Source organism: Pseudodesulfovibrio cashew (assembly GCF_009762795.1).
GTDB lineage: Bacteria > Desulfobacterota > Desulfovibrionia > Desulfovibrionales > Desulfovibrionaceae > Pseudodesulfovibrio > Pseudodesulfovibrio cashew.
Window position 1 is genome coordinate 803,008 of the sequence record NZ_CP046400.1, and the last position, 20,787, is coordinate 823,794.

Annotated in this window: 20 protein-coding genes; 8 read left to right on the forward strand and 12 right to left on the reverse strand. The window is 61.0% G+C overall.

The features are described from left to right. The 4 genes from GM415_RS03525 to GM415_RS03540 all read right to left on the reverse strand — a co-directional run bounded on the left by GM415_RS03525 (position 1) and on the right by GM415_RS03540 (position 3,697). Positions 1-840: a GNAT family N-acetyltransferase gene (locus tag GM415_RS03525; RefSeq protein WP_158946454.1), complete on the reverse strand. Its 840-nt coding sequence runs from the start codon at positions 838-840 to the stop codon at positions 1-3. Further along, a complete protein-coding gene (locus GM415_RS03530; protein ID WP_158946455.1) occupies positions 833-2,143 on the reverse strand; it encodes a mechanosensitive ion channel family protein in 1,311 nt (436 codons plus the stop codon). Before GM415_RS03530 ends, GM415_RS03525 begins: the two co-directional genes overlap by 8 nt. A gap of 27 nt (positions 2,144-2,170) precedes the next feature. Next, the gene (locus GM415_RS03535) at positions 2,171-3,034 is read right to left on the reverse strand and encodes a 4-hydroxybenzoate octaprenyltransferase (RefSeq protein ID WP_158946456.1); all 864 of its coding nucleotides are present in this window, start codon (positions 3,032-3,034) and stop codon (positions 2,171-2,173) included. A gap of 222 nt (positions 3,035-3,256) precedes the next feature. After that, positions 3,257-3,697 (reverse strand): DMT family transporter, encoded by a 441-nt coding sequence (locus GM415_RS03540; RefSeq protein WP_158946457.1) that lies wholly within the window; start codon positions 3,695-3,697, stop codon positions 3,257-3,259. Between the two features lie 173 nt (positions 3,698-3,870). Between GM415_RS03540 and GM415_RS03545 the strand changes: the two genes are divergently transcribed. The 4 genes from GM415_RS03545 (at position 3,871) to GM415_RS03560 (ending at position 8,694) form a co-directional block, all read left to right on the forward strand. Beyond that, positions 3,871-4,212 (forward strand): TraR/DksA family transcriptional regulator, encoded by a 342-nt coding sequence (locus tag GM415_RS03545; RefSeq protein ID WP_158946458.1) that lies wholly within the window; start codon positions 3,871-3,873, stop codon positions 4,210-4,212. A 38-nt stretch (positions 4,213-4,250) separates the two neighbouring features. Then, a complete protein-coding gene (locus GM415_RS03550; RefSeq protein WP_158946459.1) occupies positions 4,251-6,689 on the forward strand; it encodes a glycosyltransferase in 2,439 nt (812 codons plus the stop codon). Between the two features lie 430 nt (positions 6,690-7,119). Further along, positions 7,120-8,340 (forward strand): ammonium transporter, encoded by a 1,221-nt coding sequence (locus GM415_RS03555; RefSeq protein WP_158946460.1) that lies wholly within the window; start codon positions 7,120-7,122, stop codon positions 8,338-8,340. 15 nt (positions 8,341-8,355) lie between these two features. Then, positions 8,356-8,694, forward strand: coding sequence for a P-II family nitrogen regulator (locus GM415_RS03560; protein ID WP_158946461.1), 339 nt, complete (start codon positions 8,356-8,358; stop codon positions 8,692-8,694). A gap of 246 nt (positions 8,695-8,940) precedes the next feature. Here GM415_RS03560 and topA read toward each other — a convergent pair whose 3' ends face one another. Further along, complete coding sequence (gene topA, locus GM415_RS03565; RefSeq protein WP_158946462.1) at positions 8,941-11,379, reverse strand: type I DNA topoisomerase; 2,439 nt, start codon at positions 11,377-11,379, stop codon at positions 8,941-8,943. A gap of 253 nt (positions 11,380-11,632) precedes the next feature. Here topA and GM415_RS03570 point away from each other — a divergent pair, with 253 nt between their 5' ends. Then, positions 11,633-12,763 (forward strand): twin-arginine translocation signal domain-containing protein, encoded by a 1,131-nt coding sequence (locus tag GM415_RS03570; protein ID WP_158946463.1) that lies wholly within the window; start codon positions 11,633-11,635, stop codon positions 12,761-12,763. A 273-nt stretch (positions 12,764-13,036) separates the two neighbouring features. On the opposite strand, the gene GM415_RS03575 is transcribed toward GM415_RS03570, so the two are convergent. The 7 genes from GM415_RS03575 to GM415_RS03600 all read right to left on the reverse strand — a co-directional run bounded on the left by GM415_RS03575 (position 13,037) and on the right by GM415_RS03600 (position 17,965). Then, positions 13,037-13,420: a hypothetical protein gene (locus GM415_RS03575; protein WP_158946464.1), complete on the reverse strand. Its 384-nt coding sequence runs from the start codon at positions 13,418-13,420 to the stop codon at positions 13,037-13,039. A gap of 175 nt (positions 13,421-13,595) precedes the next feature. Next, positions 13,596-13,988 (reverse strand): hypothetical protein, encoded by a 393-nt coding sequence (locus tag GM415_RS03580; protein ID WP_158946465.1) that lies wholly within the window; start codon positions 13,986-13,988, stop codon positions 13,596-13,598. A gap of 16 nt (positions 13,989-14,004) precedes the next feature. Beyond that, positions 14,005-14,382 carry an RHS repeat-associated core domain-containing protein gene (locus tag GM415_RS17955; RefSeq protein ID WP_199244370.1) on the reverse strand — a complete coding sequence of 126 codons (378 nt, stop codon included), beginning with the start codon at positions 14,380-14,382 and terminating at the stop codon, positions 14,005-14,007. 112 nt (positions 14,383-14,494) lie between these two features. Continuing rightward, positions 14,495-14,836, reverse strand: a complete 342-nt coding sequence (locus GM415_RS03585; RefSeq protein WP_158946466.1) for a hypothetical protein — start codon at positions 14,834-14,836, stop codon at positions 14,495-14,497. Positions 14,837-15,185: 349 nt separating this feature from the next. Next, the gene (locus tag GM415_RS03590) at positions 15,186-15,770 is read right to left on the reverse strand and encodes a hypothetical protein (RefSeq protein ID WP_158946467.1); all 585 of its coding nucleotides are present in this window, start codon (positions 15,768-15,770) and stop codon (positions 15,186-15,188) included. 491 nt (positions 15,771-16,261) lie between these two features. Then, positions 16,262-16,648, reverse strand: a complete 387-nt coding sequence (locus GM415_RS03595) for a hypothetical protein (protein ID WP_158946468.1) — start codon at positions 16,646-16,648, stop codon at positions 16,262-16,264. A 45-nt stretch (positions 16,649-16,693) separates the two neighbouring features. Then, positions 16,694-17,965, reverse strand: a complete 1,272-nt coding sequence (locus GM415_RS03600) for an RHS repeat domain-containing protein (RefSeq protein ID WP_199244331.1) — start codon at positions 17,963-17,965, stop codon at positions 16,694-16,696. Between the two features lie 466 nt (positions 17,966-18,431). Between GM415_RS03600 and GM415_RS03605 the strand changes: the two genes are divergently transcribed. The 3 genes from GM415_RS03605 to GM415_RS03615 are packed head-to-tail and all read left to right on the forward strand — an operon-like array spanning position 18,432 to position 20,787. Next, on the forward strand, positions 18,432-19,139 hold the full coding sequence (locus GM415_RS03605; RefSeq protein ID WP_158946469.1) for a YggS family pyridoxal phosphate-dependent enzyme: 708 nt from the start codon (positions 18,432-18,434) through the stop codon (positions 19,137-19,139). 38 nt (positions 19,140-19,177) lie between these two features. After that, a complete protein-coding gene (locus GM415_RS03610) occupies positions 19,178-19,939 on the forward strand; it encodes a motility protein A (protein ID WP_158946470.1) in 762 nt (253 codons plus the stop codon). Positions 19,940-19,965: 26 nt separating this feature from the next. Next, complete coding sequence (locus GM415_RS03615) at positions 19,966-20,787, forward strand: OmpA/MotB family protein (protein ID WP_158946471.1); 822 nt, start codon at positions 19,966-19,968, stop codon at positions 20,785-20,787.

Below are 20,787 nucleotides of genomic sequence, written 5' to 3' on the forward strand. Positions count from 1 at the left end.
TTACCCCAGTTCGAATGAAGTGACGCCGAAAATCCTGTCTTTCTCCATGGCCGGTTCGCCCCCGGTGTACATGCGCACCGTGACGAAGATCTCTTTCAATGCATGCCGTCCGGCCAGTTCCATCGCCGCTGCGTTGGGTTCGATGACGTCGAGATAGAACGGCTCGCCGGGGATGGTGGCGATCAGCGCACTGTAGAGGCGCTCCGCGACGTCGCCGTCGTCGGCAAAAAGCGGCCCGATCTTGTACCCCGAGACGCAGGGACGGATGACACCGAATCCGGTCAGGCGGTCACCGTCCAGGACACCGAACCCCCGCGCCCCCTCGGCCTTGAGCCAGGCGCGCAGAAAGTCTTCCCGCTCGCCCGGAAAACAACACCGATCATAGGCGGCGATCCGTTCGAAATCCACCCCGTCCAGCGCAGTCACTCCTTCCGGCGTCTCGCCGCCGCCCACGCCCTCGTACCGGGCCGAGCGATAATACGACGTGAACCCGTCGCGACGATAGGTGGCCTCCTGCTCGGTCACCGCGTCGAGGCCGACGTTGCAGCCCTCCAGATGCGCCATGGCGTGCCGCCACAGCCGAATGCCGTAGCCCTTGCCGCGCGCCTCGGGAACCATGATGTACAGCCCGACAAAGCCGAACCCGCCGCCGTAGCGGACCGCCGAGATGACGCCCACGGGCCGGCCGTCCAGTTCGGCGATGAAAAAGCCCTCCGGGTCGGCCGCATGAAAGCATCCGGCGTCCGACAGGCCGGGGTTCCACCCTTCATCGGCGGCCAGGCCGACGGCAAAATCAACCTCGCTGCGGGTCATGGTCCGCAGCGTCAGGGCGTCAGCCATCGTCGCCCCCCTTTTCGATGGTCACGGCCAGCCTGGAGTCGGGCTTGAGCAGAATGTCACGCTGCGGGAACGGGAACTCGATGTCGTACTCGTGGAACAGCTTCCAGATCTTGAGCATGATCTCGCTCTTCACGTTGGACACCCCGCCTTCGGCGTCGCGTATCCAGATGCGCAGCTCCAGATCCACGGAGCTGTCCCCGAAGCCCGACAGGAGAACCGTCGGGGACGGGTCGCGGAGCACGCGGCTCACCCCTTCGGTGGCCCGCTCCATCAGCACCATGGCCGTGTCCACGTCCGACCAGTAGGCGATGCCCACCGGAATGCCGATGCGCACGTTGCGGTCGTTGTGGGTCCAGTTGACCACCTCGCCCGAGATGAGCAGCTCGTTGGGGATGAGGTGCTCCTTACCGCTGCGGGTCAGGACCGAGGCGTAGCGCCCGCGCATGTCGCGCACCACGCCGAACACCCCGCCCACCTCGATGGTGTCGCCGGGCTTGATGGAGTTGTCCATGAGCAGGATGATGCCCGCCACGTAGTTGGAAAAGATGGTCTTGAGGCCGAAACCGATGCCGACGCCGAGCGCGCTGGAGAAGATGGCCAGACTGGTCAGGTCGATGCCCACGCTGGACATGGCCGCCAGCACCGCCACCGTATAGAAGGAGGTCTTCAGCGCCTTGCCCAGCAGCACCTGCAGGGACGGCGTCAGCCCCTGGTTGCGCTGGATGCGGCCCTCGAAAAACTGCGAGACCAGGGAGGCCACCTGGATGAAGAGAAAGGCCAGGGCCAGACCGTTGATGACGCCGAGGGCGTTGAATGAGGCATCGCCCACCGTGAAGTTGAGCCCGCGCAGGAAGTCGGTGACCGGCGTCAGCAGTCCGAACACGCTCAGGGCGGCCACGGTCCAGATGGTTCCGGCCACGCCCCGGGCCACCGCCCGGTTGGGCATGACGGAGGTCAGCAGCCGGATGGCGATCCACGCCAGGGCCAGATCGCCCGCCGCGTTGAGCAACCTCCCGTTGTAACCCAGGGCCGAGAACACGCCCTCGCAGACCAGCATGACCACAAAAAACCCGGCCACGTTGCCGATGTCCACCAGAGCGCGCAGCACGGAACGCACCAGATGGTTTGCATGGCTCCTGTCCACTGCTGCGAGCAAACGCTTTTCGAATCCTCTCCAGGCCAGGACGCCCAGAAGATAAAAAGCCAGCACGCAGCCCCACTGGGCGGCGGTCTCCCAGGTCAGGACGTTGGTCTTCAACCAATCGAGCAGGAAGGCGGCAGCGGCCTCTATCCTCTGTTCCATGAAACTTCCCTCATTGTTCCACCGCTATCAGGCCGCAAGGGACAGATCAAGCAGCACGGCGAGAAAAAGGACCACGGCGATGACCCCGTTCATGGTGAAGAAGGCCACGTTGACCCGGCTCATGTCGTCCGCCTTGACCAGCAGATGCTCGGCCATGAGCACCACGGCCACTGGCACCGCCACCAGGAAATACGCCCAGCCCAGCGCGGCGGCCCAGCCTGCCAGCAGAAAGAGCGCGGCGGCGAAGACATGACTCAGGGTGGAGACGAACAGGGCCGCGGGCACGCCCAGCCGCGCCGGGACCGACCATAGCCCGTGCTTGGCGTCAAAGGCCGCGTCCTGGCAGGCATAGAGCAGGTCGAAGCCTGCCACCCAGAGGATCACGCCGCAAAAAAGCAGGGCCGCAGGCAGGGTGAAGACCGGGTCCACGCAGAGCCAGCCCGCCACCGGGGCCAGCCCCAGGACAGCGCCGAGCACGAAGTGGCACCAGCGGGTGAACCGCTTGCAATAGCTGTAGAAGGCCGAAAGCCCCAGAGCCAGGGGCGAGAGCGCCAGGCAGAGCGGGTTCATCAGCGCGCACATGACTACGAAGACCACGCCCGTGCCGAGGATGAACAGCAGGGTGAACGAGGTGGATAGCTCGCCCGTAACCAGCGGCCTGTCCTGGGTGCGCGGGTTCTCCCGGTCGATGTCCAGGTCCGCGTACCTATTGAAGGCCATGGCAAAGGAACGCACCGCGACCATGGCCACGGTGAGCACGAGCATGTTGTACAGGCCCGGCCACCCTCCGGCGGCCAGGAACGCGCCCATGTAGGCGAACGGCAGGGCGAACACCGAGTGTTCTATCTTGATCATCCGGCAGATGACGCCGAGGTCTTTGACGATATTCATGGAAGCCTCCCGGACCCCATCCACTCTCCTTTCCAAAATTTTTTGGCGCGCTTCGCGGGGGCGGAGAGGAGCGGGAGTCCGCGTCTCTGGTCGGCCTGGTCGGGGTGGCCGAGGTTATTGATTCAGTAAAAAACGACTCCAGCCGCGACGAACGTTCGCACGCCGCGGGTATGGCGCAGGCCGGGCCGCAGGGGGAACCCGGGCCAGCCGAGCCTTTTCTCCTCAGTAGCGGCTGACCAGCACGGCCCCGGCGAGGACCAGGCAGATACCCGCCAGGCGCTGCCAGGTGATGACGCGCACGTCAAAGGCGATCAGGCCGAAGTGATCCAGGATCAGGGCGGCCAGGAACTGCCCGGCCAGCAGCCAGACCATGCTCGAAGTCGCGCCGAGCTTGGCGGCCAGGATGATGATCACCGAGACGAAAAACGCCCCGCACAATCCGCCCAGCCAGGACCACCACGGCGCGCCCGCGGCCATGGCCAGGGTCGGCACCGGGCGCAGGGCAAAACAATAGACGGCCAGGGCAATGGTGCCCACGGCAAAGGAGACCAGTGCCGCGACGATCGGGTCGCCCAAAGCCTCCCTCAGACGCAGGTTGATGCCCGCCTGTACCGGCATGGTCGCGCCGGCCACCAGGGCGAGGAGAACGAAAATCCATTTCATGTCCGGCAGGATAGCCCCGTTTTCCGGCTTCGTCCACGGCAAATCCCGGGCCACGCGGCATTGCGGAATTGTCTGATGTTCGTAACCGGAGCGACATTCATGGAAAAATGTTTGGCGATAGGACCATATCTGTCGAAGAAACATGCTTCCAGATAAACTCGAGAGGACACATCATGACCGATACCCAACGTCGAGAGATCAAGCACCATCTCATGCAGGGCCTGGATTCCCTGTCCACCCTGGGAACAGGCCACAGCCTGATCGTGGAGAACTGCCCGGACGAGACCGACTTCGCATCCCAACTGGCCGAACAGGGCGTCAAAGTGGCCATGGAGCGCCGCCGCATGGCACGCCTGCTTGAGTTGGAAACCGCGCTCAAGCGGCTCTCCGAAACCGACTACGGCATCTGCGACGAGTGCGGCGACGAGATAGGCGTGGCCAGACTCAAGGCCAACCCGTCCGCCCGGCTGTGCGTGGTCTGCCAGTCCGCCCTGGAAGACGGCGCGACCCACTAAACGCAGCCGCCCGCACGGGCGCTCGGGGAAGATGAACAATGGCTGAATCACGGTTCAAGGTGGACATGCACGTCCACTCCCGGTTTTCCACCCGGCCGTCCCAGTGGATACTGCAGAAGATCGGCTGCCCCGAGAGCTTCACCGAGCCCTCGGCACTCTATGCCGTTGCCAAATCGCGCGGCATGGACCTGGTGACCATCACCGACCACAACACGGTCCGGGGAGCCCTGGAGATCGCCCACCTGCCGGGCACCTTCATCAGCGAGGAGATCACCACCTATTTCCCGGAGGACCGCTGCAAGCTCCACGTCCTGGCCTACGACATCACCGAGGCCCAGCATGAGGACATCCAGCGCCACAGGGAAAACGTCTTCGACCTGGTGCCATACCTGCGCGAACAGGGCATCGTCCACGTCCTGGCCCACCCCCTGTTCGCGGTCAACGACCGGCTGACCCCGGCCCACTTCGAGCAGGCCCTGCTGCTTTTCGACGTGTTCGAGGAGAACGGCACCCGCGACGCCCGCCAGAACCAGGTGCTCCGGGACATCCTGACCCGGCTCACGCCACTGGACATGGAACGCCTGGCCAACACCTACGGACTGGAGCCCCACGGCGAACGCCCCTGGGAAAAGGGCATCATGGGCGGCTCTGACGACCACAGCTCCCTGAACATCGCCCGCATGCACACCGTCTTTCCCGGCGCGCCCACCGTGAACAACGTGCTCGAATCCATCCGGCGGCACACCACCCGGCCCGGCGGCACCGCGGCCACGCCCCGCACCATGGCCCACAACCTCTACGGCATCGCCTACCAGTTCTACCGCTCGCGCATGGGCGACATCGGGCATGCCGCCAGCGAACACATCTGCCTGCGCTTCGCCAAGGGCGCGCTGGAACCCGGCGGGAGCAAGGACGAGAACCGCACCCTGATGGACCGCTTCCTCAGCCTGCTTGGGCGCGGCAAGTCCACCCTGCACCGCCAGTACGGTCCCTCCGACTCGGTTCAGCATATGCTCCTCAAGGAAGCAGGCAACATCATCGTCAAGGACCCGGAACTGATGAAGATCGCCCGGGGCCAGGAGACCGACGTGCTCAAGCTGGAGCGCGAGTGGTCCCGCTTCGTGGCCATGGCCGCCAACAGCGTGCTCTCCCAGTTCGCGGACCGGACCCTCAACTCCCTACTCGGGGCCAACCTGTTCGACGTCTTTCACTCCATCGGCTCGGCCGGGTCGCTCTACGCCCTGCTGGTCCCCTATTTCGTGGGCTACGACCTCTTCTCCAGCGAGCGCAAGTTCTCCCAGACCTGCCTCTCCCGTTTCCGCAGGAAGCGGGAAAACCGGGAGGCGCGCGGGCTCAAGATCGCCCACTTCACCGACACCTTCGACGAGATCAACGGCGTGGCCCGGACCATCCGCCAGCAGTTAAAGATGGTCGCCCGTCACGGCAAGGACATGACCGTCATCACCTGCGGGGCCAAGGCCGACGTGCCCGGCTCGGTGAGCTTCGCCCCGGTGGGGCGGTTCACCATCCCGGAGTACCCGGAAATAGCCCTGGCCTACCCCCCGTTCCTGGAGATGCTCACCCACTGCTTTGAGCAGGAGTACGACTGCATTCTGGCCGCCACGCCCGGGCCCGTCGGCCTGGCCGCCCTGGCCATCTCACGGATTCTCAAGCTCCCCTTCCACGGCACCTACCACACGGCCTTCCCCGAGTACGTGGGCGCGTTCACCGAGGACGCGACCCTGGAGGACGGCTGCTGGCGCTACATGAGCTGGTTCTACGACCAGATGCAGGTCATCTACGCGCCCAGCGAGTCCACCAAATTCGAGCTGGCGGACAAGGGCATCGACCCGGAAAAGATCGTCACCTATCCGCGCGGGGTGGACACCGTCCGCTTCCACCCGGACAAGCGCAACGGCTTCTATCACAAATACTCCATCCAATCGCGCACCAAGCTCCTCTACGTGGGCCGCGTGTCGGTGGAGAAGGGGCTGGACGTGCTCACCGAGGCCTTCGTCAAGGCCGCGAAGATGCGCGACGCCCTCCAACTCGTGGTGGTGGGCGACGGGCCGTACCTCAAGGAAATGCAGCGCCGCCTCAAAGGGCTGCCAGCCACCTTCACCGGCGTGCTCAAGGGCGAATCCCTGGCCCAGGCCTATGCCAGCGCCGACCTCTTCGTCTTTCCCTCGGCCACGGACACCTTCGGCAACGTGGTTCTGGAGGCCCAGGCCTCGGGCCTGCCGGTCATCGTCACGGACAAGGGCGGTCCCTGCGAGAACGTGCTGCCCAACGAGACCGGCCTGATCTTCCCCGCCGGAGACGCCGACGCTCTGGTCCGGGCCATGGTCCACCTGCTCGATACGCCCGAGCGCATCGAGTACATGGGCAAGCGCGCCAGGAAGCACGTGGAGAACCGGACCTTCGACGCCACCTTTCTGAGAACCTGGGAAATCTTCGGCAGCCACGTGGCCGCATAGGCTCGCGGCCTGCTGCCGGGACCATCCTCCTCTCCCGGTCCCATCCGAAGGACGGGTACGGCCATGCCCGTCCTTCGGCATTTTTCCCCCACGCCGGGGGCTCTCCCTGCCAGGGAGAGTCCTTGGCACCGGCTTTTCGCCCCGCCTGAAATGCATTACACATATTTGTCATTGCCATTTTCTGAATTGGCAACATTTCTGTCTAATCTACAGCCTGCCGACGCCCCACACCTCCGGAACATACCGACATAAGGCCAACAAACCCGCTGGCACCCTTATTGCTTTGTAACAAGCTCACATTGGGTATTTTTATGCCAAAATTGTAAAGTCTTGTTCCGAGCCGGAACTGGGAACGGGCTTATTGGAAAGGCCGCGCCGGGCGGTCTCCTTTGGTGTAATCTTTTTACTTTCGTTTCCTTGGAGGGTTGGAATGATTCAAAGCGGCGATACCGCCTTCATCCTCGTGTCCGCGGCGCTCGTGCTGCTGATGACCCCCGCGCTGGCGCTGTTCTACGCGGGCATGGTCCGCAGCAAGAACGTGCTCGGGACCATCATGCAGTCCATCATCATGATCTCGCTCATCACGCTCGAATGGATTTACCTAGGCTATTCCCTGAGCTTCGGCCCGGACGTGGCAGGCGTCATCGGGGGCCTGAACCACCTGGCCCTATCCGGCGTCACCGCCGCGCCCAGCCCGGATTACGCTCCCACAATCCCGCACCTCGTCTTCATGATCTACCAGTGCATGTTCGCGGTGATCACCCCCGCGCTGATCACCGGCGCGTTCGCCGAACGGGTGCGCTTTCTGCCGTTCATCTGCTTTTCCGTGCTCTGGTCAGTGCTCGTATACAACCCGGTCTGCCACTGGATATGGGGCGGCGGGTTTCTCGGGGCCATGGGCGTGCTCGACTTCGCGGGCGGCCTGGTCGTCCACCTGACCTGCGGCGTGGCCGCCCTGGTGGCCTGCATCGTCATCGGCCCGCGCAAGGGATTCGGCAAGCGCCAGTTCATTCCGCACAACCTGCCCATGACCGTCATCGGCACGGGCCTGCTCTGGTTCGGCTGGTTCGGCTTCAATGGCGGTTCGGCACTGGCCGCTGACGGCATCGCGGCCACGGCCTTCGTCTCAACCCACATAGCGGGCATGACGGGCATGCTCACCTGGACCCTGGTCGAATGGTACCACGTGGGCAAACCCACCACCCTGGGCGCATGCTCCGGGGCCATCGCGGGTCTGGCCACCATCACCCCGGCAGCCGGGTTCGTCAGCCCCAACTCCGCCGTGCTCATCGGCCTCATGGGCGGCCTGATCTGCTACACCGCCGTGCTGGCCAAGAACCGGTTCGGCTACGACGACTCCCTGGACGTGGTCGGCATCCACGGCGTGGGCGGCCTGGTGGGCACCATCGCCCTGGGCCTGCTCGCCTCCACCGCGGTTAATCCCGGCGGAGCGGACGGCCTCTTCTTCGGCAACGCCTCCTTCTTCCTGTCCCAGCTCACCGGCATCGGCGTGGTGGGCGGATACACCCTGGTCGTCTCCTGGGTCCTGCTCAAGGGGATCAACGCCTTCTCGCCCCTGCGCATGGAGGAGAACGACGAGGAAATCGGGATGGACACCTCGGAACACAGTGAAACCGCCTACCAGGCATAGTTAAGGAAGAATGCAATGAAAAAGCTGGAAATCATCACCCGCAACCACAAGCTGGACGACGTCAAGGAGGCCCTGACCGGCCTCGGCATCAAGGGCATGACCGTCACCGAGGTCAAAGGCTTTGGCCGCCAGGGGGGCCACAAGGAGGTCTACCGGGGCGCCGAATACCAGGTGGACTTCGTGCCCAAGATCAAGATCGAGACTGTCGTGGAGGAAGGAATCGTCCCGCAGGCAGTGGAGGCCGTGTCCAAGGCGGCCCGCACCGGCAAGGTCGGCGACGGCAAGATCTTCATCTCGCCCGTGGACGACGTGGTCCGCATCCGCACCGGCGAATCCGGCCCGGACGCGGTCTAGAAGATTAGTCGCATCATTCGCACCGAAGGCGCGAGAGAGGGGATGCAAGGGGCTCACCCCCTTGCCCGCCGGGGGCGACAAATCCGCAGGACAGCGGATTTGGACGTGGCGAATCAAATCACCCGAAAATCGCCGCCGTAAGGCGGCTTCAACTCCTGATCTCAGACTCCACAAGCAACAAGACAGACGAAAAAGGGCCTGCCGCAAATCGCGGCAGGCCCTTTTCACATACGTTTGGTGAACCGGCTATTCCTTTTCCCCTTCCTGGCCTGCGGGCTCGTCGATGTCCCGCGTATAACCGCAGCCTTTCTTGGGACAGGCGATGTGCTCGCCCTTGTCCTTGGTGGTCTTGCGGGTCAGGATGGGATGGCCGCACTTGGGGCACGGCTCGTTGATGGGCCAGTTCCAGACCGCGTAGTCGCACTTGGGGTAGGTGGAGCAGGAATAGAAGAGCTTTCCCCGGCGTGAGGACTTTTCCACCAGCTCGCCTTCACAGCCCTCACGCGGGCAGGGAACGCCCGTGGAGAACGGCGCGGCATAGGTGCAGTCCGGGTAGTTGGAGCAGGCGATGAATCGGGAGCCGGTGCGCGCCTTCTTGAGCAGCAGCTCGCCGCCGCACTCGGGGCAGGTGCCGACCACCTTGGGCTTTTCCGACTCGACGACCTTGATCTTGCCGTCCTCGTCGCGCTCGAAATTGACGATGTTCTTGCAGTCCGGGTAGCCGGTGCAGCCCAGGAACTCGCCGCGGCGGGACTGCTTGATGGCCATGGGCCGTCCGCACTTCTCGCACTTGACGCCGGTGTCCTCGGGCTTTTCCCGCTCCACGATCTGGATGTTGCCTTCCTCGTCGCGGGTGAAGTTCTTGATGGTCCGACAGGTGGGGAAGCCGGTGCAACCCAGGAACTCGCCTGTCCGGCCGAACTTGATGGCCATGGGCTTGCCGCAGTTCTCGCACTTGATGTCCGTGACCTGCTGGGAGCGCCCCATCTCGGTGCGCGCCTTGTCCAGGGTGGGATAGAAGTCGCCGCCGAAATCCTTGAGCAGCTTGACCCAGTCCTGCTTGCCCGCGGCCACGTCATCCAGCAGGTTCTCCATCTGGGCGGTGAAGCCCACGTCCATGAGCGCCTGAAAATGTTCGGAAAGCTGGTCCGAGACCGTGAACCCGAGCTCGGTGGGCACGAACCTCTTCTCCTCCTGACGCGCGTACTCGCGGTCCAGGAGGGTGGAGATGATGGCCGCGTAGGTGGACGGCCGCCCGATGCCGAGCTCCTCCAGGGTCTTGACCAGCGAGGCTTCCGAGTAACGCGGCGGCGGCTGGGTGAACTTCTGTTCCTTTTTCAGCTCGTTGAGCTTCAGGACGTCGCCCTCGTCCAGCTTGGGCAATTCGGTGTCGCCCTCGGAGCCGGCCTTGTCCATGGCGGCCAGAAAGCCGGGGAAGAGCAGCCGCTCGCCCTTGGCGCGCCACAGGGTCCGCGGGGCCGAGACCAGGACCGTGGTGTCCCAGAAGGTGGCCACGGCCATCTGCGAGGCCACGAAGCGCTGCCAGATGAGCCGATAGAGCCGGTACTGTTCGCCGGGGAGGTACTGCTTGACGTCTTCGGGCACGATGGTCACGTCGACCGGACGGATGGCTTCGTGCGCGTCCTGTGCGCCGCCCTTGGATTTGAAATTGCGGGTCTTCGGCGGGTAGTAGTCAGCGCCGAACCGGTCGAGGATGAGTTCCTTGGCCGCGTCCTGCGCGTCCTTGGCCACGCGCACGGAGTCGGTACGCATGTAGGTAATCAGCGCGGTGGTGCCCCGGGCTCCCAGCTCAACACCTTCGTAAAGGCGCTGGGCAATGGACATGGTCCGCTTGGCCGAGTAGCCCATGCGGCGGTTGGCGTCCTGCTGGAGTGTGGAGGTGATATACGGCGGCAGGGGCGAGCGCTTGCGCTGCTTCTCCTGCACGGAGTCCACCTTGAACTCGCCGTTCTCCAGGGCTTCCTGCAGGGCTTCGGCCTCGGACTGGGTGCCAACGTGGTTGACGCCGGGCTTGACCGCCTTGTCCTCCAGCTTGTGCAGGTCCATCCAGAAGGGCGGCGGGTTCTTGCCCTCCAGGAGCACCTTGAACGGCCAGTATTCGTCGGCCTTGAAGGCGCGGCGTTCCTTTTCGCGCTCCACCAGGATCTTGAGCGCCACGGACTGGACGCGCCCGGCGGAGATGCCGCGCTTCACGTTCTTCCAGAGGATGGGGGAAATCTTGTAGCCCACCAGGCGGTCCAGGATGCGGCGCGCCTGCTGGGAGTCGAACAGGTTCTCGTTGAGGTCCTGGGCGTGTTCCAGGGCTTCCTTCACGGCGCGGGAAGTGATTTCGTTGAACTGGATGCGCCGGATCTTGTCGTTGACCGGCTTGATCAGCTCGGCCACATGCCAGGCGATGGCCTCTCCTTCGCGGTCCGGGTCAGGGGCGAGGTAGACGGTGTCGGCCTTCTTGGCCGCCGCCTTGAGGCGTTTCACCACTTCTTCCTTGCCTTTGATCACCTCGTACTGCGGGGTGAAATCGTGCTCCTCGTCCACGCCGAGATCCCGGGTGGGCAGGTCGCGCACGTGGCCCACGGAGGCGTCCACGATATAGTCCTTCCCCAGGAACTTGGAGATGGTCTTCACTTTGGCGGGGGACTCAACAATGATCAAATCTTTGGGCATATGGGCCTCTTAGCCGTCATACGGGGCTTATGGCAACCCCTGTTCGCGTTTTGCCTTGGCTGAGGGGGGTCTATGCCCTTCAAAACGCGTCACCGTCAAGTTTCTTTTTAATATGTATATGGACGACACCTTTTTTCGCACACTCGTCACGGTTCGTTTCCGGAGCGCCACGGAATCGTCGGGAACCCGGCCCGTGCACCGCGTAGATTGGGTACACTTTCACGAAAACCCCATTCATCAAGAGGAGATACCCATGACAACCGAAAGCCTGAATCGACGCGATTTTCTGAAACTGGGCATGGCCGCAGGGGCCGTTGCCGCTGCAAGCGCCCTGCCCAGGGCGGCCTGTGCCGCTCCGGCCAACTGTTCCCTGGGCGAGTGCCTGGAACTGACCCCCGAAGCCATGGCCGAGGCCTCCGGGCCGGTCTCGGCCTCCTGGCGCTCCATCCGCCTGACCGCCGCCGAAATCCGCAACCCCGCCATCCGCACCCGAGTGGAGGCGATCCTCGACACCCCCGCCCCGACCCTGACCAAGGGCATGGGCAGCGCCGAGAAGAAGGCCATCCACAAGGAGCTGACCGCCAAGGGGCTACTCAAGGACGTGGCGGAAAAGGATTTCCTGCCGCCCGTGGCCGACAGTGCCAAGGCCCCGCAGCCCTTCTACGCCGCGCCGGGCAGCGGCTACGGCAGCCACCACGCCTATCCCGGCGGCCTGGCCACGCACACGGGCCTGAACACGCGCGTGTCCCTCTCCATCTACGACGGGTATCGTGAAGTATACGACTACATGCTCGACCGCGACGTGGTCATCGCGGCGCAGCTCCTGCACGACCTGCACAAGCCGTGGGTCTTCCAGTGGGGTGGGGACGGCGAGTCCCGCTCCGAGATGAAGCTGGCCGGCACCGGCGAGCACCACCCGCTCGGCGTTGCCGAGTCCATCGTGCGCGGCCTGCCCGCCGAGGTCATCGTGGCCCAGGCGTGCGCCCACAACCATCCGCGCACCGAGGCCGACGAGGCCCAGGTGGTGGGCTGGATTCAGGCCGCCGCCATCATCGCGGGCGTCGACCCGGTCAAGCGCGGCCTGCTGGCCGAGGACGGCAAGACCCTGCCCCTGCCCCGCCGCCAAGAAGGGTTCGTCACCCACCTGGGCGACCACGACTGGGTCCTGACCGTTCCCGCGGCCCAGTGGCTCGTCCCGGTCATGAAAAAGGTGGCGGTCCGCGACTACAAGCTCTCCGAGGGCGACCTGGACAAGAAGCCGTTCAAGCAGTTCCGCAACTACGTCTTCTCCCAGGCGACCATCATGTCACTGTACGAAACCTACGCCGCCAAGGGCGAGGCCGAACTGGTCCGCACCGTGCATTCCATAGTCACCCCCGCCTAGGGGACGTCAGCCAAAAGCAGCCCGCAGGGGAGAGGACAATCCGACCGCACAGCGCGTTGCAGCCGCAACGGGTCGGGTTGATTCGCTCCCCTGCACCTTTTCCTCAGGGGGAACCTGTACGCGGATGCCCTTGGCCGACTCCGCCACCCGCGTCGCCCATGGGGTCGGGCGCGGTCCAGCGGCTGGTGAAGGGGTCGCTTTGACACACTTGTAACAGTCTTTCCTGCCTTGGAAACCAAATGAAACCGCCCCGGACTGGCCGGGGCGATGTCTTTAGTCCTTCTTCAACTCCGGGTGCCGAGCATAGAACCCTTTGAGGGGTTCCATGGGGATATGGCAATGCGGGCATTGTTCATCCGGCACTTTGGAAAAGGGCAAAGCGACTTCGCAACGAGGGCAGATAAACGTCTCTCCATAGTCTCGCTGTCCCTTGCGAAGTGATGCGACGAGCATGACGAGACCAACGGCAAACATGATGAAGCCGAGAGGGATATTGTACTCGCTCTCATCCCAACAGTAGCCATGCCAGCATGCATAGGGAATCAGCCATGTAGCGAAAGCCCAACTCATATTAATGATACCAAAAATAAAAAGGAATTTATTAATTCTTCTTTTTGGTACGCTTGTTTTGCACCCCATGTTCATCCCGGTACGCATTATATAGTTTTCCCCCAATGAACTTACCCGCTTGCACTGCCTGCCCTTCCGTTGTCTCAGGCGGCATGTTCGGGTTCACCAAATCATTCATTTCACGTGAGCCCTTATCCGAAAAGACAGGATGCGCTCTGGCTGTGTCGCCGACGGAGATAAAACCGACCAAGAGAATGGCACTTTATTTTCTTTCTATCTTGGCAGGTTGATAGTATTTTATAATCCAAAGAGATGCGGCTATCCACCAGAGCCCTAAAGCGCCAAGAGCGAAACGTTTAGTCAAAGAGGCTATCGCTGGCGACATAAACCAAGGCAACATTAAAATGCCGCACAGTGAAAGATACATTGCAACTATCCATTTACAGACTCGGATCCCTTTGCTCGTCCCATACGCACAGCCAAGTACTAAAATCCAGCTAGCCACAGAAAGTGCGGCAAGAATTATATCCGATGTATAAAACAAAAGATTGATTGTTTTATATATTGCTGGAACAGCATAGCTAGCGATTGCAATATAAAACACAAAATCCCTCACCATTCCTCCAATTATTTTAAATGCAAGCGAGGCAGGCATACCTCGCCTGCATCATCTACTTACTTCCGATTTGTTCCTTGGCCTTTTGTATGTGATATTGGATTGCACCTTTATCTGTCTTGTGTCGATAGGCACTGAAAACCCCATCTAGAAAACCAAAGCCTTCAGCTTCTTTCTCAAGATTGCCTCGCATAGCCAAATCGTTGCTGTCCGTATATTCCGCCTTCTCTTTTCGCAAAGCGGCTTGTACCTTCCTCTTAGTTCCGTACGCTGAAAAGACAGATTCGATACCGGGGAAGTACTCTGTGATAATCCTTCCTTCGGGAATTTCGTCGCCATATTCATTTTTCAACAACCCCAACGGGTCCGTCCCGTTCACCGGATCGTCCAGGCAGTAGCCGTACCAGTCGTCATCGCCGCCCGCGTCGCCCATGGGGCGGGGGCGGTCCAGCGGCTGGTGAAGGGGTCGCTTTGACACACTTGTAACAGTCTTTCCTGCCTTGGAAACCAAATGAAACCGCCCCGGACTGGCCGGGGCGATGTCTTTAGTCCTTCTTCAACTCCGGGTGCCGAGTATAGAACCCTTTGAGGGGTTCCATGGGGATATGGCAATGCGGGCATTGTTCATCCGGCACCTCGGCAAACGGCAGGGCGGTCTCACAACGAGAACAAATGTACATCTCTCCATAGTCTCGCTGTCCCTTGCGAAGTGATGCGACGAGCATGACGAGACCAAGACAGGCGATTCCAATACCGAGCGGGACATTATATGCCTCCTGATTCCAGCAGTAGCCATACCAGCAGCCGGTGGGAGCAAATGCAACCAGCACTCCCCCGAAAGAGTTGACGATTCCGCCAGCAAACAACAACTTGTTCACTCTACGCATAACTATAAATCTTTTTGTATCTTTTCATATCCGAGTTGCCCATAGTGCTTCGCTGCATTTATTATTTGCCCTTCCGTTGTTTCAGGCGGCATGTTCGGGTTCACCAAATCATTCATTATCCGTGGGACCTTATCCGCAAGGACAGGATGCGCTCTGGCTGTGTCGCCGACAGTCTTTCCAACATCCTTTGCCATTTTGCCGGCCGTTTTCAAGGCGTGCCTGCCCTGTCGGAGCAACGAAGGCGCAGCCACCGATGGATCTGATTACGCTAGCCGAAGCATACTAGCCACTGCCTCCGATCGCTAATATCAGGTGGAGCGCTTCGGGCGATAAGCTTGCCTACCTCAGGTCAACTATGCACTTGCCGCAAGGAGATCAGCGACGTCAGAAAAAACAGAGTAAGAACGTGCGAGAGGCATATAATGAGGGTCATAATGATTGATTCTATCCAGTTGGAAGAAACAACAAACTTGTCCACAGAATTCCCAACAACACCAATTGCTAAAACAATACAAACAGCCGCACCTTCCGAGAGATTCAACATCTCTCGCGTGCCGCCTGTTGCCACGCTGTAAAGAGATGGTGCAATCATGCTAAATGAAATGGAAAACGTTAAAACAAATGCAGCCATAGGGACATAGACTTCTTTGAAAAAGCTAATGGCAAGCCCAGAGACGGCAAAAGCCACGATGACTGGAACTGAAAACAACACAAAAAAGGACAAAGACTTCATTGTGACCATCTGCCGCAATAAATGGGTGATACCACTCTTCCTACGATTCAGCATTGCAATCAAAAATGGAGTAGAAATAAATATACCAACAAAGTAAGATAGCAGCGGAGAAGATGATAAAAACACAACGAATAGATACAAGATCATTATAGGCAAAATATAAATAATGTAATCAAAAACAATACCCATTACTGCCAACATGCCGTATTTCCTTTAATCAAACTCTAAGTCAAGCCGCATACAGGAAGATCGCTCTCAGCATGCGGCATGACATCCCATCATCATTCCTTGCTTGGCAACGAGAGAGAATCTTTGTGATAGCTTTCAAGCACGGACCGCCTATCCTTACGCATCTCTTTAAGATTGGAGTCAACCTTGTCCGTGTACCATTCCCAACCATCAGTGATGGCATTAATGTACCCCGGCCTGCCATCCATGAATTCATTTGCCACAGCAGTCCCTACCCTGTTGATTGCGGGAGCATACTGTAGCAATTGTCCACCTGCGTTGATCAATCCTTGCATCGCAAACAACCCCAGCGGGTCCGTCCCGTTCACCGGGTCGTCCAGGCAGTAGCCGTACCAGTCGTCATCGCCGCCCGCATCGCCCAGGGGGTCGGGCGCGGTCCAGCGGCTGGTGAAGGGGGCGGAGTCCCGCCAGCCCGAAGGCCGATCGGACTGTGCTAGCTCAGGCTACTTTCTGCCGATGATGAACGATTTGAGCCATCCTAAAAACGATTGATATTCAAAGTTGGTTTCCGTGAGGAGCCCCGCTGCCATGGCTTTAGTAATGGAATCATTGTTCTTATCATAAGGGCAGTAGTTGAGACGCGCCAGATGGGAATGCAGTCGTTTCATAAGCTCATCATGTTGAACTTGAGAATTTGTCGCCTCGCACCTGACGGCCATATTTTCGTCCGTTGTGAATTTGAGAAGTCTTCCATCGTAGTCATAGCCACTGTAGACTTTGTCAGTGACATCATAATGTTCAAGCTCTGATCCAACATCTTCATTGCGCAACAAAACAATGCAGTCTCCGTCGCCGAAAATAAAAATTGGGAATACTATTTCTGGGGGCATAGTTACTCCAGGCGGGGTGCGGCCATGCCGCACCCCGTTCTCACTCTAGAATCTGTCTTTGTAAGACTTGTCAGTTTTCTTAATTTCCCATGGCCTATGTCGTCCAATACCTTGTCCTTCTTTGGTTTTTCCTGTTTTTAGATCAATTCCCCGACGATGGTAGTGAGGTAGTTCTCCAACCTTCTTACCTGTTCTGTTTCCCAAGGGGGCTATTCGCCAATTCTTGCCGAATTTGAATTCCTTGCCTGCTTTGTAGATGCGGTACGTTCCCTTTCCGGCTTTGGTTATTGCCTTTCCAATCGGGAGGACGGGTATCAAATCCATCACCGGATCAATGTCCGGGTCGGCAAGCCCTTTCTCGTCAATGGGCATTCCGTTTTCGTCATACGTAACACCATCAACAGTCTCCCCTTTCAGCCCTCGTGGATCATAGGTGTTCACCGGGTCATCCAGGCAGTAGCCGTACCAATCGTCATCGCCGCCCGCGTCGCCCATGGGGTCGGGCGCGGTCCAGCGGCTGGTGAAGGGGTCGTAGTCCCGCCAGCCGAAGCGGACGAACCCGAGGTCGCGGTCATGCAGGCCGCCGGCGAAGCCGATGGGGATGCGCAAGGCCGGGTTGGTGTCCTCGATAATGCCGCCGAACGGATCGTACAGGATTTCCTTTATCACGTTGCCGTCCATGTCGGCAACCACCCTGAGGGAGCCGACCTGGTCGCAGAACAGGTAGGCGATGAAGCCGTCCTCGCGGCGCATGGCATAGGGGGTGCGCTCGTCCTCGACATAGGCGAACTCGAAGGCCTGTTCGCCGTCATGAAATCCGGCGAGGCGGATGAAATCCCGCCAGGCGTACGCCTCGGTCAGGCCGCCGTTGCAGTACTTGGCCACGCGCCTGCCTTCATCATCGTGGGCGAACTCGAACACGGTCCCCTCGTCCTCCTTTTCCGCCCGGAGGAGCCTGTAGTCGGGCGCGTATGCGTACGTGGTGTAGCGGCCCCCGTTGTTCCAGATGGAGCGGAATCCGTTTCCGTCATGGGTGTAGCCGTTGTTCCCAGCCGATTGCAGCCGATTGTCCAGCCGGTAGGAAAAGCGGCGCAGGTCCCGCCCGACGGAGCGCGGGAAACAATCCTGGATACGGCGGCCCTCCCTGTCGTACCAGCACTGGCAGACCTGGCGTCCGTCAAGCCGGGCTTCGGTCAGGCGGCCCGCCTTGTCGTAGTCATAGGTCCACACCATGGCCCTGCCCGCCACGGTTTCGATTTTCTCCACGATGCGACCGTTCAGGTCGCGCTTCAAACTGTACTCGTATGGTGCGGTCATGCCGTCCTCCAAAGTTAGGGTTTCTCCGGGCCCGGACACGGCGTCCGGGCATCGGCGCAACCCTACCCCCGGCTTTCGGGCTGGGGCGTAAACGGGTGAGAATGGCATGAGAACGGGCGAAAAAGGGGCAAGATAAGGTGTTGACATGGGTGCGGGTCAGGCGGGATTCGCCTCCACGGTCACACACCTGTCCAGAGCTTTGGCACAGCCGACAATGGTTCGCCGCACGCCTTGCCAAAGGCCCCGCCCGCCGTATAGATAACTTCTAGACTTAATAATCCGAAAAAATTGCTCTTTTTGAAGCCTGCCCACTTCGGGCGAAATTTCGGGTAGTTACATCTCCCTGTGTCGTGATATACGGAGGCAGAGCAGGTGAAAAATACGATTTCTTCAATAATTCGTTAAACCAAATGAAAAACGGGCCGATAAGGCAGGAGAGGCTTACCGCCCGGAGTTGTTGGACATTATGCAGGACAGAAAACAGGAGTTGGCCGACAACGCGGCCGAGGTAAGAGAAGCGCTGGCCCTGGCGGCCAGGCGGGCAGGGCGCGAGCCCGGGGACGTGACCCTGGTGGCGGTGTCCAAGATCAAGCCAGCCAGCGACGTCCGCGCCCTGGCCGAAGCCGGACAGATGGATTTCGGCGAGAACTACGTGCAGGAGGCCGTGGCCAAGCAGGAAGAGCTGGCCGACCTGGACCTGCGCTGGCATTTCATCGGCGGGCTGCAGTCCAACAAGGCCAAGTTCGTGGCCGGAAAGTTCGCCCTGGTGCACAGCGTGGATTCGGCCAAGCTGGCCCGGGCGCTGGACAAGAAGGCTCTGGAGCGGGACACCGTCCAGGACATCCTCCTCCAGGTGAACATCGCCGGAGAGGTGCAGAAGTCCGGGGTAGCGGCGGAGGAACTGCCCGCCCTGGCCGAGGAAGTCATGGGGATGGAAGGCGTGCGCCTGCAAGGGCTGATGACCATGCCCCCGTTCTTCGACGACCCGGAGCGGGCGCGGCCCGTGTTCGCCCGGCTCAGGGAGTTGAAGGAAGCGCTGGAGAAACAATTGGGAACGAGCCTGCCCCACCTGTCCATGGGCATGACCGGCGACTTTGTCCCGGCCGTGGAGGAAGGGGCGACGCTGGTACGAATCGGAACGCGAATTTTCGGAGCGAGAGCGCCCAAGGGGTGAGCGACCTCCCGGCCTAACTGACGCAAGGAAGCGAAGGTATGGATTTAGGAACAATAATCGGCATTGTGCTCTCGTTCGGCCTGTGTGTCGCGGCCATCCTGTCGGGCTCCAGCCTGATCATCTTCATTTCCGTGCCCTCCTTCCTCATCGTCGTGGGCGGCACTATCGGCGCGGCCATGGTCAACTACCCGCTGGGCTACGTCATCGGCGTCATCGGCGTCATCAAGAACACCTTCTTCTCCAGCCTGGAGGCACCGGTGGAGATCATCGAGCGGTTCAAGGACTACGCCAACCGCGCCCGCCGCGAAGGCATCCTCTCCCTGGAGCCGCTGATCAAGGAAATCGACGACGAGTACATGCGCAAGGGCCTCCAGCTCACCGTGGACGGCCTGGAGCCCCAGACCATCCAGGAAATCCTGGAGACCGAGATCACCTACCTGGCCGAGCGCCACTCCACCGGCGCGGACGTGGTCGCCGTGCTCGGCACCCTGGCTCCGGCCATGGGCATGATCGGCACGGTCATCGGCCTGGTGCAGATGCTCCAGACCATGTCCGACCCCTCGACCATCGGCCCTGCCATGGCCGTGGCACTGCTGACCACCCTCTACGGCGCCATCCTCGCCAACCTCGTCTTCAACCCCATGGCGGGCAAGCTCAAGGCGCGCTCCAAGGAGGAGCAGCTCCTGCGCGAGATGATCATGGAAGGCATCCTGTCCATCTCCAAGGGCGAGAACCCGCGCATCATCGAAGAAAAGCTCAACAGCTACCTGCCGCCCAAGGACAGGGTCTCTTCCGACTAATCTTCACCACCCGAGAGGGACGCATCATGGCAAAGAAAGAGAAACCACTCATCTGCGAAGAGATGCCTCCGTGGATGATCACGTTCTCGGACGTCATGACGCTCATGCTGACCTTTTTCGTCCTCCTGGTCTCCATGTCCCAGATCGACGCCCGGCGTAAGCTGGTGGCGCTCGGCTCCATCATCGGCACCTTCGGGTTCCAGGACGCCAGCTACGAGGTCTTCTCCAAGAAGGACACCCGACGCACCGTGGAGCCCGGCCCCATCGACGAGGGCGACCTGGAGCCTCTCAAGGAGCTCAAATGGGAGAACGTGGACAAGGACATCAACTTCCGCTCCAACCGCTTCGTCCAGATCCTGTCCATCAATTCCCGGATGCTCTTCGCGCCCGACGGCGCGACCCTGACGCCCGAAGGCCGCGCCCTGCTCGACCGGTTCATGCCCGTGCTCGCCCAGGTCCGCTATCCCCTGCTGCTGGCCGGGCACACCTCCGAACTGCGCGACGAGCTGGGCATCAACTACCAGCCCGGCGACGACGAGCAAATCCCGGACCTCTCCTGGAAGCTCTCCCTGAACCGCAGCCTGGCAGTCTATACCTATCTCATCGACCGGGGCATGCGGCCCGACCAGCTGAGAGTGGAGGCCTTCGGCAAGTTCCGGCCCTTCTACCCCGAGAACACGGCGGAGAGCCGGGCCAGAAACCGGCGCGTGGACATCGTCCTCGACAAGCGCAGCGTGGACCCGGGCGACCGGCTGCGGCAGCTCACCCCCAAGGAGCGTCCCAAGGACGACAGGCTGGACGTGAACGGATTCGAGTTCGACTTCAGGAACCCGCCGGACAGGGAGTAG

Bases quoted from the DNA above. Each gene is read 5' to 3' on its own strand.
- GM415_RS03525 (WP_158946454.1), bottom strand. From the start codon at position 840: ATGGCTGACGCCCTGACGCTGCGGACCATGACCCGCAGCGAGGTTGAT.
- GM415_RS03530 (WP_158946455.1), bottom strand. From the start codon at position 2,143: ATGGAACAGAGGATAGAGGCCGCTGCCGCCTTCCTGCTCGATTGGTTG.
- GM415_RS03535 (WP_158946456.1), bottom strand. From the start codon at position 3,034: ATGAATATCGTCAAAGACCTCGGCGTCATCTGCCGGATGATCAAGATA.
- GM415_RS03540 (WP_158946457.1), bottom strand. From the start codon at position 3,697: ATGAAATGGATTTTCGTTCTCCTCGCCCTGGTGGCCGGCGCGACCATG.
- GM415_RS03545 (WP_158946458.1), top strand. From the start codon at position 3,871: ATGACCGATACCCAACGTCGAGAGATCAAGCACCATCTCATGCAGGGC.
- GM415_RS03550 (WP_158946459.1), top strand. From the start codon at position 4,251: ATGGCTGAATCACGGTTCAAGGTGGACATGCACGTCCACTCCCGGTTT.
- GM415_RS03555 (WP_158946460.1), top strand. From the start codon at position 7,120: ATGATTCAAAGCGGCGATACCGCCTTCATCCTCGTGTCCGCGGCGCTC.
- GM415_RS03560 (WP_158946461.1), top strand. From the start codon at position 8,356: ATGAAAAAGCTGGAAATCATCACCCGCAACCACAAGCTGGACGACGTC.
- topA (WP_158946462.1), bottom strand. From the start codon at position 11,379: ATGCCCAAAGATTTGATCATTGTTGAGTCCCCCGCCAAAGTGAAGACC.
- GM415_RS03570 (WP_158946463.1), top strand. From the start codon at position 11,633: ATGACAACCGAAAGCCTGAATCGACGCGATTTTCTGAAACTGGGCATG.
- GM415_RS03575 (WP_158946464.1), bottom strand. From the start codon at position 13,420: ATGCGTACCGGGATGAACATGGGGTGCAAAACAAGCGTACCAAAAAGA.
- GM415_RS03580 (WP_158946465.1), bottom strand. From the start codon at position 13,988: ATGCCTGCCTCGCTTGCATTTAAAATAATTGGAGGAATGGTGAGGGAT.
- GM415_RS17955 (WP_199244370.1), bottom strand. From the start codon at position 14,382: ATGGGCGACGCGGGCGGCGATGACGACTGGTACGGCTACTGCCTGGAC.
- GM415_RS03585 (WP_158946466.1), bottom strand. From the start codon at position 14,836: ATGCGTAGAGTGAACAAGTTGTTGTTTGCTGGCGGAATCGTCAACTCT.
- GM415_RS03590 (WP_158946467.1), bottom strand. From the start codon at position 15,770: ATGTTGGCAGTAATGGGTATTGTTTTTGATTACATTATTTATATTTTG.
- GM415_RS03595 (WP_158946468.1), bottom strand. From the start codon at position 16,648: ATGCCCCCAGAAATAGTATTCCCAATTTTTATTTTCGGCGACGGAGAC.
- GM415_RS03600 (WP_199244331.1), bottom strand. From the start codon at position 17,965: ATGACCGCACCATACGAGTACAGTTTGAAGCGCGACCTGAACGGTCGC.
- GM415_RS03605 (WP_158946469.1), top strand. From the start codon at position 18,432: ATGCAGGACAGAAAACAGGAGTTGGCCGACAACGCGGCCGAGGTAAGA.
- GM415_RS03610 (WP_158946470.1), top strand. From the start codon at position 19,178: ATGGATTTAGGAACAATAATCGGCATTGTGCTCTCGTTCGGCCTGTGT.
- GM415_RS03615 (WP_158946471.1), top strand. From the start codon at position 19,966: ATGGCAAAGAAAGAGAAACCACTCATCTGCGAAGAGATGCCTCCGTGG.